Raw genomic sequence first — 14,474 nt, forward strand, 5'->3', positions numbered from 1 at the left:
AAAGGAAAATGGACGTAGCAGGTAATGGCTTCACTGTGTCGCAACGCAATCGCACCCCCCGTTTCAAGACGATACCCCTCACGCCCATAGCACTTGGCCTGGCCTTATGGCTGGGCCACGGCTCTATGGCCAATGCAGACGACAACCCTTACACCTCGCAGGTATTGGAATCGGCGTTCAGGACAGCCGTCGCCTCATTCGGCCCTGATACCGCCGTGTACAAAAACCTCAGGTTTGCCTACGCGGATATCGTCGATCTCGCCGCCAAGGATTTCGCCGCCCAGTCCGGCAAGTTCGATTCGGCCCTCAAGCAAAACTACGAGCTACAACCCGAAAACCTGACCATCGGCGCCATGCTCGGCGACACGCGGCGGCCACTGGACTATGCCTCGCGCCTGGATTACTACCGCAGCCGGCTGTTCAGCAACAGCGGCCGTTACACCACCAATATCCTCGATTTCTCCAAGGCCATTATTGCCAACCTGCCGGCCGCCAAGCCTTACACCTACGTCGAGCCGGGCGTGAGCAGCAACCTCAGCGGGCAGTTGAACGCAGGCCAGTCCTGGGCCGGCGCAACCCGTGACTGGAGCGCCAACGCGCAAACCTGGAGGACCCCGGAAGCCCAGGTCAACTCCGGCCTGGAGCGCACCAACGCGTATTACGCCTATGCCCTGGGCATCACCGGCAAGGGTGTGAATGTCGGCGTGCTCGACTCGGGCATCCTTACCAGGCACTTCGAGTTTCAGGGCAAGAATGCCCAGGGCCAGGACCGGGTGCAGGCGGTGACCTCCACCGGCGAGTACTACGCCACCCATCCGCGCTACCGTCTTGAAGTGCCCAGCGGCGAGTTCAAGCAGGGTGAGCATTTCAGTATTTCCGGGGAATATGACCCGGCGTTCAACGATGGCCACGGGACGGAAATGTCCGGTGTGCTCGGGGCCAGCCGCAACGGCACCGGCATGCACGGAATCGCCTTCGATGCGAATATCTTTGTCGCCAACACCGGCGGCAGCGACAACGATCGGTACCAAGGCTCCAACGACCTCGACTACAACGCGTTCATGGCCAGCTACAACGCCCTGGCGGCCAAGAACGTCTCGATCGTCAACCAGAGCTGGGGGCAAAGCTCGCGCGATGACGTGGAGAACCACTTCGGTAATGTCGGCGACAGCGCCGCGCAAAACCTGCGTGACATGACCGCCGCCTATCGCCCGTTCTGGGACAAGGCCCACGCCGGGCACAAAACCTGGATGGACGCCATGGCCGACGCGGCCCGCCAGAACACCTTTATCCAGATTATCTCGGCGGGCAACGACAGCCACGGTGCCAACCCGGACACCAACGCGAACCTGCCATTTTTCAAGCCGGATATCGAAGGCAAGTTCCTTTCGATCACCGGCTACGACGAGACCAGCGCCCAGGTCTACAACCGCTGCGGCACCTCGAAGTGGTGGTGTGTAATGGGCGTATCGGGCATCCCGTCTGCCGGGCCTGAGGGCGAAATCATCCCGAATGCCAATGGCACCTCCGCGGCGGCGCCGAGCGTTTCCGGCGCCTTGGCCCTGGTGATCCAGCGCTTTCCCTACATGACCGCCAGCCAGGCGCGGGATGTGTTGCTCACCACCTCCAGCCTGCAGGCGCCGGACGGTGCGGACACGCCCGTGGGCGAGCTGACGGGAGGACGCACCTACGACAACCTGCAACCGGTGCATGATGCCGCGCCGGGAACGCCGCAAGTGCCGGGTGTGGTCAGCGGATGGGGTTTGCCCAATCTGCAAAAAGCGATGCAAGGGCCGGGGCAGTTCCTGGGTGCCGTGGCGGTGGCCTTGCCTGCCGGTACCCGCGATATCTGGGCCAACCCGATTTCCGATGAAGCCATTCGCGCCCGCCGCGTAGAGGATACAGCCGAGCAGGCCACCTGGGCTGCGACCAAGCAGCAAAAGGGCTGGTTCAATGGCCTGCCCGCCAGCGCCTCGGCCGATGATCAGTTCGAATACGAGATCGGTCATGCACGGGAGCAGGCGACGCTCACCCGTGGCCAGGACCTGCTCACCGGCACCACCTACGTCGGTAGCCTGGTCAAGTCCGGTGACGGCGAGCTGGTGCTGGAAGGCCAGAACACATATTCAGGCAGCACCTGGGTGCGCGGAGGCAAATTGTCGGTGGACGGTGCGCTGACCTCTGCCGTGACGGTGGATGGCAGTGCCGTGGGCACGCGTAATGCAGACAACGGCGTAGTGACCACAGTGGGCGGCACCCTGGCCGGCAACGGCACGGTGGGCGTCCTGACCGTCAACACTGGCGGGCGCGTGGCGCCGGGGCATTCGATTGGCACGCTGCGTACCGGCGACGTGACCTTCAATCCGGGCTCGGTGTATGCCGTTGAAGTGGGGGCCAATGGCCGCAGCGACCAGATCCAGAGCAGCGGCGTGGCGACCCTCAATGGCGGTGTGGTGAACGTTTCCCTGGAGAACAGCCCAAACCTGCTGTCCGCCAGCGAGGCGCGCAGTTTGCTGGGCCAGCAGTTCAACATCCTCAGCGCCAGCCAGGGTATCAATGGCCAGTTTGCGGCGTTCGCGCCCAACTACCTGTTCATCGGCACGCAACTCGCTTACCAACCGAACCAACTGACCCTGGCGATAGCGCGCAACCAGACCACCTTCGCCAGCGTCGCGCAAACCCGCAATGAACGGGCTGTGGCGACAGCGGCCGAGAAGCTGGGCGCCGGCAGCCCGGTTTACGAAAGCCTGTTGGCTTCCGATTCCGCCGCCCAGGCACGGGATGCATTCAAGCAATTGTCGGGGCAGCTGCATTCGGATGTTGCGGCGGCGCAAATGGCCGACAGTCGATACCTTCGCGAAGCGGTGAATGCTCGTCTGCAACAGGCCCAGGCACTGGATTCCAGCGCGCAGATCGATAGTCGTGACAACGGCGGCTGGGTGCAGCTGCTCGGTGGGCGCAATAACGTCAGCGGTGATAACAACGTCAGTGGCTATTCCTCGTCCACCAGTGGGGTGTTGCTGGGGCTGGATACCGAGGTCAGCGACGGCTGGCGCGTGGGGGCGGCGACCGGTTATACCCAGAGCCACCTCAATGGCCGGTCGGCTTCGGCGGACAGCGACAACTATCACCTGTCGGTGTATGGCGGTAAGCGCTTCGAGGCAATCGCCTTACGCCTGGGCGGCGCTACCACCTGGCACCGTCTGGATACTTCGCGGCGGGGGGCTTACGCCCACCAGTCGGACTATGCCAAGGCCGATTACAATGCGCGCACCGACCAAGTGTTTGCCGAGATCGGCTACACCCAGTGGAACCAGTTCGAACCCTTCGCCAACCTCACGTACCTGAACTACCAGAGCGATTCGTTCAAGGAAAAAGGCGGCGCCGCTGCCTTGCACGCCAGCAAGCAAAGCCAGGACGCGACGCTCTCTACGGTGGGCCTGCGTGCGCATACGCAGTTGCCGGTCAGCTCCACCTCGGCCGTGACATTGCGCGGTGAGCTGGGTTGGGAGCATCAGTTCGGTGATAACGATCGCGAAGCCTCGCTGAAGTTTGCCGGCAGCGACACTGCTTTTGCCGTTAATAGCGTGCCCGTCGCCCGGGATGGCGCGGTGATCAAGGCCAGTGCGGAAATGGCCTTGACCAAAGATACCCTGGTGTCGCTGAACTACAGCGGGTTGCTGTCCAACCGCGGTAACAACAACGGGATCAACGCCGGGTTTACCTTCCGTTTCTAACCCGGCAGCGGTGTCCTGTGGCGAGGGAGCTCGCTCCCGCGCCACAGTCATCTATGGAATAAACAGCCCTGCGCAAATTTGACCCACAGGTTTACAATCGCTGCTCCTGATCAGGAGTATTGCTGTGCTGACTCATCTCGATTCCCAAGGTCGTGCCCATATGGTCGACGTCACCGACAAAGCCGTGACGTTCCGTGAGGCCGTGGCCGAAGCGCGGGTGCGCATGTTGCCCGAAACGCTGACAATGATCGTCGACGGCGCCCACCCCAAGGGCGACGTGTTCGCCGTGGCCCGCATTGCCGGGATCCAGGCGGCGAAAAAAACCAGTGACTTGATCCCCCTGTGCCACCCGCTGATGCTCACCGGGGTCAAGGTCGAACTGCGCGCCGATGGCGTGGATGCCGTGCATATCCTGGCGCGCTGCAAACTCTCAGGCCAGACCGGCGTGGAGATGGAGGCACTGACTGCCGCCAGCGTCGCGGCACTGACGATCTACGATATGTGCAAGGCGGTGGACCGTGGCATGACCATCGAAAGCATTCGCCTGCTGGAAAAGCTTGGCGGTAAAAGCGGGCATTTCAAGGCGGATCAGGTATGAGCATCAACGTATTGTTTTTTGCGCGTTATGCCGAAGCGGTGGGCTTTGATTCGCTGGAGATGGAGGGCGATTTCGCCACCGTCGATGCTGTGCGCCTGGCGCTGGCCGCTGATCCGGAGTTTGCAGTGCTCAACGAGAGCAGCCTGATGTGCGCACGCAATGAAGAACTGTGCGGCCTTGATGAACCGGTGCAAGCGGGTGACGAAGTCGCGTTTTTCCCGCCCGTAACCGGAGGCTGAGCATGGCCATTCGTGTGCAGGTCGAGGCCTTTGATCCCGGAGCCGAAGTCAACGCCATGCACGCGGCCAATGTGGGCGTGGGCGCGGTGGTGAGTTTTGTCGGTTATGTGCGCGACTTCAATGACGGCCGCGAGGTGTCGGGGATGTTTCTGGAGCACTACCCGGGCATGACTGAAAAGGCTTTGGCCAAGATTGCCGTTGAGGCTGAGCAGCGTTGGCCGTTGCTCAAGTTGGAGGTGTTGCACCGCATCGGCGCCTTGGAACCGGGTGAGCCGATTGTGTTCGTGGCGGCGGCCAGTGCTCATCGGCAGGCGGCGTTTGACGCCTGTGCGTTTGTGATGGATTACCTGAAGACGCGGGCGCCGTTCTGGAAAAAGGAGAACACCAGTGAGGGCGCTCGTTGGGTGGATGGGCGAGACAGTGATCATGCCGCGGCGGATCGCTGGAAATCATAGGCGTTGCAGCGCTTTTAACCGATAGCGTTATTTAAAATGAATCTATAGAACTGTCAGATCTGACAGTTGTTCCGCCCCTCTTTGCGGGTTCTGATGATCTCAGGACTTACTTAATGATGGGGGTGGGACATGGTCACACAAGCAAGCAAATGTCGTTTGTCGAAGTTCAGCATCAGTCGTCCCGCCAATACGCAAGCGGCTAATGGGCTCTATGCCAACGGACGCCATCAATGTGAAGTCCTCATTGACGTTGTTAAAGAAATCAGTGGCGTAGGCGACGAGTGGGTCCGTGTGCGCTTGACTGATCAAGAGCGCGCCAGTGTTACCGTTGTCGAATGCTCAGAACATGGCAATCAAACCCTCACACCCGGGTGGAGCTGCGATGTAGAAAAAAATCAATTCACGCTTGGGCTTTGGCAGGATAAATCACTGCCGCATGAGCCGGTCAACGACTTGGAAGAACGTCTTGAGCGTTCATTAGAGGAACCTGTCAAGCGCTATTTACGTTGCTCTCCGGACGCACCCATCGGGCCCGCAGTATTTATGGCGTGTGTGACCATAGATAGTTGTGTTTACACAACTTACAGCTTTAAGCACGACGCCGTTTTTGAGTCTTTTATCACGATTAACCCTGTTCGTCCAATGAGCTGGGATGCGGACGATATGGATCTTTATGTGGACTATCTCGCCTACTTCAGTGCGCCTCCTTATCGCACCTTGGTGGATGTTTACTACTGGACCCCACCAGGAGGCTTGTGGGTAGTAAAAAATATGGGTTTTGATAGCCCGCTGGGTTTGCCGGGGGAGGGGGAGGATTTTCAGAGCGTTTTATCGTGGCATTCGCCTATCGATAACACTGCTTCAAGCAGGGTAGGAACCTTTATAAACAAGGATGAGCTAGACTCGACACTTCATCTGCATGAGATTGATGCAGGGCTTCCTGCACCATCTCCCGATCCCTTCATCCCGTTTAACAAAAGAGCGACTGTGCTACGTGCGATCAGGTTGAAGTCCCCACTGGTGCCTGAGAATCGCGATGCGAAGAGTTTTTGGCGGGTGTTGGATAACTATGGCACTGAGCAAAAATTTTTAGTGAAACAGATAGATTCAATGAACCTTCCTGGCGTGCCTTTTTTTAAATTGACCGGTGAGATCGTTCGGACGCTTAGGGTCATTCATTTTAAAATCACATTGCCCGGTGGCGGGACCTTTACCGATGAGCTGTATGCCAATGGTCGTCATCAATGCAAGGTGGTCGCTGAGGTTACTGTTGAACAGCTAGACTCCGATGGGTATTGGGTGCCTGCCAGGCTGTCGAATGCGGAGCGTAATAGCTTGACCATTTCGCTCTACTCGCCAAATTTCAATGAGCCGCTTCCAGAAGGTTGGAGCTGTGATAAGGAGAAAAACATTTACGATACGGGTCTATGGCGTACACGTATCGATGAGGTAAGGCCGGATCAAAAACCAGAGGCCGTGGCCGGGCACGCTCAGCGACAAGTCGAGATCGTAGAGCGCTATTTACGTGTGGATCCGAGTGTACCCGTCGAAGAGCGCAGATTCATGGCGTCAATCGAATTAGGTGGAGTGACGTACACCACTAACTACAGTGATGGTGATGTTGCCTTTGACTCGTATGTGGTAGTTCGCCCGGCACGGCTTTATCAGTTGCACGTACGCGATCTGACTAGATACGCTGATCACGATGCCTATCATGATGAATATTATGATGTTGATGTTTATTACTGGACTCCGCCGGCAGGTTTGCATTTTCTTGTGAATAAAGGTCTTGATTCGCCATTGTCAGTTAGTAAGGAAGGTCTGAATTTTCAGACTTCTTATTTTAATAAGGGAGGGGAAGGGTACTATTTTAAAGGTGGGGCAGTGATCAATAAGGATGTTGCTGGTCCGGTGGTTTCACTCGATGATATCGTTCTTGGTACATCTTCTGGGCATGAGAAAATTGTTCGGTTCAATATGAGGCCTACCATAATGCGTGCTGTTGTAGCCCGCGTGAGGGCGTCATCATCAGGGTCTGATGATGCGAAAAGTAAATGGCGTATCTTGGATAACTATGGCTGTGAGCATGTTTTTAGCTTGCAGCAGATTCGTGAGGGATTGGAACTTGAGCTGGTGGACGGTTAGTTGAATGTTATGCATGTTTTGTGATGGGGTTTTATATGGATATTTATTCTCAGGCATTCAATTTTGATACCCGTTTCGGCGCTAGAGTAGACCCACGCACCGGCCAATACAGTTGTCGAATTCAGTTGGCCACCTTGTACCCGCAAGGCCCGCTGGAGGTCAGTAGAACGATCGCGCTGTCATTCTCCATGCTGAATAACAAAGTGGGTGTTTATGGAACCAGTTGGAGCATCAGCAACACCGAGTTTGACAGCACCCGTTCGCGGCTCACACTGCTCACCGGCGAACAATTCAAAACCCAAAGCCTGCCCCCAGTGGGAGGAACGCTGCTGATCAAGGACCGCAAGCTTAAGGACCTGGTAGTCAAACGACCGGATGCCACGACGCTTCATGTGATTTACAAGGACGGTACCGTCGAGATATTGAAGCGTACGGGCAGCACCACGCCCTATCGTATTGATGCTATCCAGTTTGAAAACGGTGAGCGTCTGAAATGGGAGTACGCGCCGGGTGGTTCTCTTGAGCGTATTCTGGATCATGATCAGCAAGTGCTGCTGTTGTTGACCTACTCCAACGGGCGCTTGGTACGTAGTGATACGCGAGTCGACGGAGGACGTTATGCGCGTATTGCCTTCACCCAGTTGAACGCTCGACTGACCGGTTTCACCGCTCCTTATGACAGTCGCGAGTCGCCTCCCAGTGCACGCTATGTATTGGATTGGCAAGCCTTTCGTAACGGCATGATTGCTATCAAGCGCGTGCGCTCACCGATGGGCGGTGATGAGTTGATCAACTATGCTGAAAACGGCCATCGGTATGCCAATGGCCAATACATCCCTCGCGTCACCAGTTGGGTCCAGACCCCTGCTGCCAGCCAGCCCGGCATGTCACGTACCTATAGTTACAGCCCCGACATGAATTTCACCGGCTACCCCTTTTCAGGCGGTTTTCGTGAGGGCGAAGACAACCTGTACCTGATAGGCAGTAAGTATGACTATTGGACGGAAGAGACCTGCATCGATAACACAACCCATGAGGCGCCGCTGAGCGTTACGCGTACCACCTACAACAAATTCCACCTGCTGATCGAGGAGCAGGTCCTGCGCGAAGGCACCCGGACTACCAGGGCCATTGAATATAACGTGTGCCCAGGGCTCTTTCCGGCGCAGCCTCCCAACCTCCAGCTACCCCGCGTTATCACGACCAGTTATGCGCTGGTGGCGGGAGGCGCGGAGCGGGTGGTAAAGGTCGAGATTGAGACTGACGACTACGGTAACGAGCTAAGCCGCACTGAGGATTCAGGGGGGCGCATTGAATACAGTTATTACTCCAAAGACGGAGAGCTGGGTAAGTGTCCCGCCGACCCCCATGATTTGTTCCCGCGCTATGTCAAACAAGAGCGCCTTATCCCCGTCGGGGGCACACCCGCCGTCCGACTCACCGAGTACACCCATACACGCGTGCCGCATACAGGGAACAGCTATTTTGTCTTGCAGGAGTCGGTCGCACAGGCTGGTGTATTCAGCACACAGCAAACCTACTACGACACGCCTGCCGAGTTGGCTGGCCGGTTGAAAAGCACCACCTCTACCATTGATGGCCAGGTGTTAGTCAGCAACTACAGTTACACCGTCACTGGCGACACGCTGAGCGAAACCTGTCGGCTGTTGGGGCGTGAGGGCCACTGGCTGGAGTCAGTGCGCACGCACTCTATGGTCAACAGGCGCCTACTGTCGATGAGCCGGGACGGGGGGGCAACGCTGGTCACCGCGTACGATGTTGCAGGACGATTGACGGCACAAACCTCCTCGCCAGGTGAGCCGCAGCAAGCCAGTCGTTGTTTTGTTTATCACTATGCAGGGCCAACGACACGCGCGCATTTGGTGATGACTGATGCGCAAGGTCGCAGTACCGTCACTTATTTCGATGGGGCGGGACGGCCAGTTGCCGAGGCGTTGTTACTGGAGGATGGCGAAAAGGAGCAGCCCCTCGGGACCTGGCGCTACGACGCCCTTGGGCAAACGGTTGAACGGACTCATATTGATTATCTGCCGGATGGCGAGCGTGTATTGACCACCGGCTACGCTTACAACGCGTGGGGCAACGCCTGCCGTGTAAGCCGCGCCGATGGCAGCGTGGCGATCGATGAGTATGACCCAAGGCTGCACCTGCGTGTAACGGGGGGCGAGGGTGGCGAGCGCCTGGAAACCTATCTGAATGCTCATCATCAGCCGTTCCTGGTGAACCGGGTGGACGCCCTGGGGCAGGTCACTGAAGTGGAGTCATGCCTCTATGACGGCCTGGGGCGCTGCCTGTCACGGCTGGACGTTGACAAGCATCGTACCGCTTACACCTATGACCTGTTCGACCGCGTGTTGACTACACTCCACACGCCCTCGGATGGCAGCCCTGCGCGGCTGCGCACGGTGGCCTACGCGCCTGGAACCAGCGAGGCGCAGCCCAGTTCAATCAGTATCGATGGCAAGCAGGTGGGATCGCGCACCTACGACAGCCTGGGGCGTTTGACTGCTCAGTCCAGGGGCACGGCACCCGCCACCACTTGGCACTATGAGACAAACTGGACCGAACCTGTCTCCGTGGTCTCGGGCAGTGGGCGCCGTCAGCAATGGACCTACGACAAGGAGTTGGGCACTCCGAGCACGGTCAAAATGGCGGGGCACACGGATAGGCAGTACCGGCATGATCCGGTCAGTGGTCAACCGACCTATTCAGAGAGTGGCACGCTCAAACATGAGTTGTTCCATGATGTGAACGGCTACCCGGAAAAAGAGGTACAGACTGTCCTCGGTATGACACTGGTCACGCAGTATGGTTATTCAATCGGTGGGCGTATGTTGCATCGCATTGCGGATGATGGGCAGCGTAGCGAGTATGAATATGACGCCATGGGCCGATTTTGCACGATGACTGCCGGGACGGTGGTCGTAGAACAGTCCTATGACTTATTTGCGCGACCTGACGTACTGATCACTCGCTATGCCGACACTGAGGTGGTCACACAGGTGAGCTACGACGCCTTGGGGCGGGAGGCGCAGCGGCGCTTTGTGCACAATGGCGCGCTGCTGCAGATCATGAGCAGCACTTATCACCCCAATAGCCTGCTGGCCAGTCGTATCGTGCGTGACGCAGACGCTGAATTGGTGATGAGTGAGACCTTTACCTATGACGCGTTCCTGCGGCTTAAGGCTTATAGGTGCGAGGGGCGTGAACATCCGCAGGATTCGCTGGGGCGCGACATCGTTGGGCAGCAATTTCGTTTCGACAGCCTGGATAACATCACACACGTCGTGACGACTTTCGCTGATGGCACGCAGGACATCAGTGAGCGATTTTTCACCGATGCAGACCCCACGCGCCTGACCCGTGTGACGCACTCCAACCCGTTGCAGGATGATGCCCTGACCTATGATGCCGCGGGTAATTTGACCGGGGGCCCCGAAGGGCGAACTTACACGTACAACGGCTTTGACCAATTGACTCATGTGCAGGCAGGTTCTCTGCAATGCAGTTACCAGTACGATGCCGAGTCTCGCCAAGTCGTGGCGACACGTGACAACGAAACATCGGTGGCCATGGTCTATGCGGGGGATCGTCTGGATTGGTTGGTGCAGGGCAGTAGAAAACTGCGTTACTTCAATGCCGGGGGCCAAGTGCAGGCGCGTACCGGTGGCGTCGAGGGGCCGCAGCTGCACCTGAATGACGGTGCCGGTACCGTGCGCGGCGTGGTGGAACCTGGGCAAGCGCCTGTGCAGCGTCATTACGCTCCGTATGGCGAGAGTCAGGTTGTGCCGCAGGACGGCAATGTGCGATCGATGGCGGATCTGCAACTGCCGGCGTTTAACGGCGAGCGTCTGGATGCGGCGGTCGGCCTTTACCATTTGGGGCCGCGCGCTTACGACCCTCACTTGATGGTGTTTTTTTCGGCTGATCCATTGGCGCCTTTTGATGAGGGTGGGATTAACAGCTACGCCTACTGCGCTGGTAACCCGATCAACCTCATCGACCCGAGTGGGCTTTTTCCAAAGTGGCTGTCTTGGGTGCTGACCGGGGTTGCGCTGGCCTTATCGGTGGTGGCGTTCAAGGTTGCAGTGGTCGGGATGGCGGCGGCGCTCGCTAAAGGGGCGGTAAAGGCGGCAAATATTCTGGGCCTCATCGCTACGGGCTCTAGTTCGGTAGGCGGCACGCTGGGGATTACAGGGCTGAGTATCGAAGCTGTCGACAAGCAAATGGGGTGGGATCGTTCGCAGCACATCAAGAACCTGGGATGGGCGTCTTTCGGGTTTTCCACTGTTGGCGTTGTTGCCAGTGTTGGCCTCTCTACCACGTTGGGGGTTAATGCCTTTAGAGCGGCAGCGGGCAAGGTATCTGAAAAGACTACTGGCTTGCTTTCCAGCCCCTTTGGCAGCGGGCTCGTTGCAGCAGGCAAGAACGCGACGGGGTTGTCTTACTCGCTCGCTGCCCCCGCCAGGATAACCACTGCCAGTCAACTATTCGGCGGTGCCCGCTCGGTACTCAGATGGACCAACTTCAGCCGTGGTCTGGATGCGCGACTCAAAAGCACCCAAGCTCAGCCGGTGAGCGGTGACGAGCAGCCACAGTCGCAGCAGCAACCACAGCCACGACCAATGAGCCTGGGACTGGTGGACATGTCAGGGAGTAGTTTTCAGTTCTATGGGGAGTTTCGACGGGAGGCAACGCGTATTCGTCAGTCTGTTCTGAGTGACTCGGATCGCGATGACTGATCAGCAATATTGGTCGAGGCCGTAAAAATGCCAGTCAGGTTCGCTGACTGGCATTGAGCCGCGCTTAAGGCCGCTTGCGCTCCACTGCCCGCAACAAATGCGTCGGCGGCGTCTCACAGCTGATCTTGCGCCCCAGCAACGCCTCGATGGACGGCAACTGGTACGAGTCATCCTCGCCCGCAAAGCTGATCGACACACCCGCCGCGCCTGCGCGACCGGTACGCCCGATGCGGTGCACATAGTCGTCCGGCACTTCCGGCAGGGTGAAGTTGATCACGTGGCTGATGCCGTCGATGTGAATACCGCGACCGGCCACGTCGGTGGCCACCAGCACGCGGATCTTGCCTTCACGGAAGCCTTCGAGGGTCTTGATGCGCTTGTGCTGCGGCACATCACCCGACAGTTGCGCCGCATTGACGCCATCGCGCACCAGGCGTTCTTCGATGCGGCGCACTTCGTCCTTGCGGTTGGCGAAGACCATCACGCGTTCCCAACCGTTGTCGTTGACCAGGTTGTAGAGCAGCTTGTACTTGTCGGCACCGGCGACGGCGTAGATATGTTGCTCGACGTTTTCGCTGGCAACATTGAGCGCTTCGATCTCGACGATCGACGGGTCGGTGGTCCATTGCTTGGCGAGGTTCATCACGTCTTCGGTGAAGGTCGCGGAGAACAGCAAAGTCTGGCGCTCGGCTTTCGGCGGGGTCTGACGAATGATCTGGCGTACTTGCGGGATAAAGCCCATGTCGAGCATGCGGTCGGCTTCGTCCAGCACCATCACTTCGACCATGTCCAGGTGCACGTCGCCACGCTGGTTGAAGTCGAGCAGGCGGCCCGGGGTGGCGACGAGGATGTCGCAGTGACGGGCTTCAAGGTGCTTGAGTTGCTTGTCGAAGTCCATGCCGCCCACGAACGTCATGACGTTGAGGCCGGTGTACTTGGTCAGGTCGGCGGCGTCCTTGGCGATCTGCACCACCAGCTCCCGGGTCGGGGCGATGATCAGCGCACGCGGTTCACCCATGTAGCGCTCTTTGGGCGGCGGCGTTTGCAGCAGTTGGGTGATGATCGAGATCAGGAACGCGGCGGTCTTGCCGGTGCCGGTCTGGGCACGACCGATGGCGTCTTTGCCCGCGAGGGTGAAGCCCAGCACTTGCGCCTGGATCGGCGTGCAGTACGGAAAGCCCAGGTCCTGGATGGCGTGCATCAGTTCCGGGGCCAGCTTGAAATCGTGGAAGCGGGTCTTGCCTTCCTGGGGTTCGACGACGAAGTCTTCGAGTTTCCATGGAGTCACGGGCGGCTTGGGCGCACGTTCGCGACGGGGCTTGGCCACAGGCGTCGGGGCGGGCTCGGCAGGCTTTACCTGTTCAGGCGGCGTCACCGTGGTTTTGTTCGGTGAGGCGGCGGGCGCATTCCGGCCGGGCTGTTGACCGTCATTGCGGTTGCCGGGCTTGGGGGCTGGGGCACTGGGAACAGGCGCGAGCGGCTCAGCCTCGCTTTTGCCGAACATCTTCTTGAGTGCTTTGAGCACGGTCATCTCATTAATTGATTAAGGAATGTACGCCGGCCAGTGTAATGCAAGAATCGGGCGCGGCGTAGTGTGTCTGTCATACGGCTACATAAACACGGGGTTCAGCGCAGGCGTTCCATCAGCCAGGCGCCAATATCGTGTATCTCTTGGGGTAACACTTCGTGGCCCATTGGGTATTCCTGCCATGTCACGGTGACACCACGGCCCTTCAAATGCTCGTAGGCGCTGCGGCCCATGGCGTTCTGCACCACTTCATCGTACTGGCCGTGCAGGCACAGTGTGGGGATGCGTTGCTGGCTGGCGGATAATTCCAGGTCATTATCGAAGGTGGGCGCATAGGTGGAGAGGGCGATCACACCGCCCAAGGGCCCCTCCCATTTCTTAAACGCAGTGTGGAAAACCACGGCGCCACCTTGGGAGAAGCCGGCGAGGAAAATTCGCGACGCGTCTATCCCGGTCCTCTTCTGTGCCTCGATCAAGTCGGTGACCATTTTGGCCGACGTCTCCAGTTCTTCCAGGCTGATCGAACGAGCCGGGCTCATGGCCTTGATGTCGTACCAGCTCGGCATCTCGTAGCCGCCATTAATCGTCACCGGACGCGTGGGCGCCTGGGGCAAAACGAAGCGGGTGGTCAGCAACGTTTCCTGTAGGGCTTCGGCCACCGGCAGGAAGTCGTAGCGATCGGCGCCCAGGCCATGCAGCCAGATAACGCAGGCGTCTGCGGGCTTGGCAGGCTGAAGAATCAAGGGTTCGGTCATGTTTGCTCCATAGATGTGCGGGCGCTCCGATGAGGTGCGTCGGAAGGGTGCGCGACAGGTTGATCTGTTAAGAGAATGTCGCAAGGTTGAATCTTTTGCCATTGAAGCGCAGTTGCAGCCACTCGGCCAAGACTCTGGTACGCGCCTTGCTATGTGTAGCTCGATGTCAGAACTCTCCTAGGACGGTAACACTATCAGTGACTGCCGCCTGTGGGAAAGCAACTGGAATTACCGCAAAAACCTCATGCTGCTTG

The 14,474-nt window shown here is 58.4% G+C and carries 8 protein-coding genes; 6 read left to right on the plus strand and 2 right to left on the minus strand.

Annotated features, from left to right (window positions below; all coding sequences use genetic code 11):
• Window positions 1–8 precede the first annotated feature (8 nt).
• The 6 genes from CER19_RS16895 (at window position 9) to CER19_RS16920 (ending at window position 11,937) form a co-directional block, all read left to right on the plus strand.
• Window positions 9–3,737 carry an autotransporter domain-containing protein gene (locus CER19_RS16895; protein ID WP_116667215.1) on the plus strand — a complete coding sequence of 1,243 codons (3,729 nt, stop codon included), beginning with the start codon at window positions 9–11 and terminating at the stop codon, window positions 3,735–3,737.
• Window positions 3,738–3,861: 124 nt separating this feature from the next.
• Window positions 3,862–4,335, plus strand: coding sequence for a cyclic pyranopterin monophosphate synthase MoaC (gene moaC / locus CER19_RS16900; protein ID WP_046071003.1), 474 nt, complete (start codon window positions 3,862–3,864; stop codon window positions 4,333–4,335).
• A complete protein-coding gene (gene moaD, locus CER19_RS16905; protein ID WP_032877676.1) occupies window positions 4,332–4,574 on the plus strand; it encodes a molybdopterin converting factor subunit 1 in 243 nt (80 codons plus the stop codon). Before moaC ends, moaD begins: the two co-directional genes overlap by 4 nt.
• A 2-nt stretch (window positions 4,575–4,576) precedes the next feature.
• Window positions 4,577–5,029 (plus strand): molybdopterin synthase catalytic subunit MoaE, encoded by a 453-nt coding sequence (gene moaE / locus CER19_RS16910; protein WP_116667216.1) that lies wholly within the window; start codon window positions 4,577–4,579, stop codon window positions 5,027–5,029.
• A gap of 129 nt (window positions 5,030–5,158) precedes the next feature.
• Complete coding sequence (locus tag CER19_RS16915; protein WP_116667217.1) at window positions 5,159–7,174, plus strand: hypothetical protein; 2,016 nt, start codon at window positions 5,159–5,161, stop codon at window positions 7,172–7,174.
• A 35-nt stretch (window positions 7,175–7,209) separates the two neighbouring features.
• Entirely contained in the window at window positions 7,210–11,937 is a 4,728-nt protein-coding gene (locus CER19_RS16920; RefSeq protein WP_116667218.1) for an RHS repeat domain-containing protein, read from the plus strand.
• 64 nt (window positions 11,938–12,001) lie between these two features.
• Here CER19_RS16920 and rhlB read toward each other — a convergent pair whose 3' ends face one another.
• Together rhlB and CER19_RS16930 are read right to left on the minus strand one after the other, a co-directional pair.
• Window positions 12,002–13,468, minus strand: a complete 1,467-nt coding sequence (gene rhlB / locus CER19_RS16925; RefSeq protein WP_116667219.1) for an ATP-dependent RNA helicase RhlB — start codon at window positions 13,466–13,468, stop codon at window positions 12,002–12,004.
• Window positions 13,469–13,563: 95 nt separating this feature from the next.
• On the minus strand, window positions 13,564–14,220 hold the full coding sequence (locus CER19_RS16930; RefSeq protein ID WP_116667220.1) for an alpha/beta hydrolase: 657 nt from the start codon (window positions 14,218–14,220) through the stop codon (window positions 13,564–13,566).
• Window positions 14,221–14,474 lie beyond the last annotated feature (254 nt).

Source organism: Pseudomonas sp. GL93, from assembly GCF_003408955.1.
GTDB lineage: Bacteria > Pseudomonadota > Gammaproteobacteria > Pseudomonadales > Pseudomonadaceae > Aquipseudomonas > Aquipseudomonas paracarnis.

Bases quoted from the DNA above. Each gene is read 5' to 3' on its own strand.
- rhlB (WP_116667219.1), bottom strand. From the start codon at position 13,468: ATGACCGTGCTCAAAGCACTCAAGAAGATGTTCGGCAAAAGCGAGGCT.
- CER19_RS16920 (WP_116667218.1), top strand. From the start codon at position 7,210: ATGGATATTTATTCTCAGGCATTCAATTTTGATACCCGTTTCGGCGCT.
- CER19_RS16930 (WP_116667220.1), bottom strand. From the start codon at position 14,220: ATGACCGAACCCTTGATTCTTCAGCCTGCCAAGCCCGCAGACGCCTGC.
- moaE (WP_116667216.1), top strand. From the start codon at position 4,577: ATGGCCATTCGTGTGCAGGTCGAGGCCTTTGATCCCGGAGCCGAAGTC.
- CER19_RS16915 (WP_116667217.1), top strand. From the start codon at position 5,159: ATGGTCACACAAGCAAGCAAATGTCGTTTGTCGAAGTTCAGCATCAGT.
- CER19_RS16895 (WP_116667215.1), top strand. From the start codon at position 9: ATGGACGTAGCAGGTAATGGCTTCACTGTGTCGCAACGCAATCGCACC.
- moaD (WP_032877676.1), top strand. From the start codon at position 4,332: ATGAGCATCAACGTATTGTTTTTTGCGCGTTATGCCGAAGCGGTGGGC.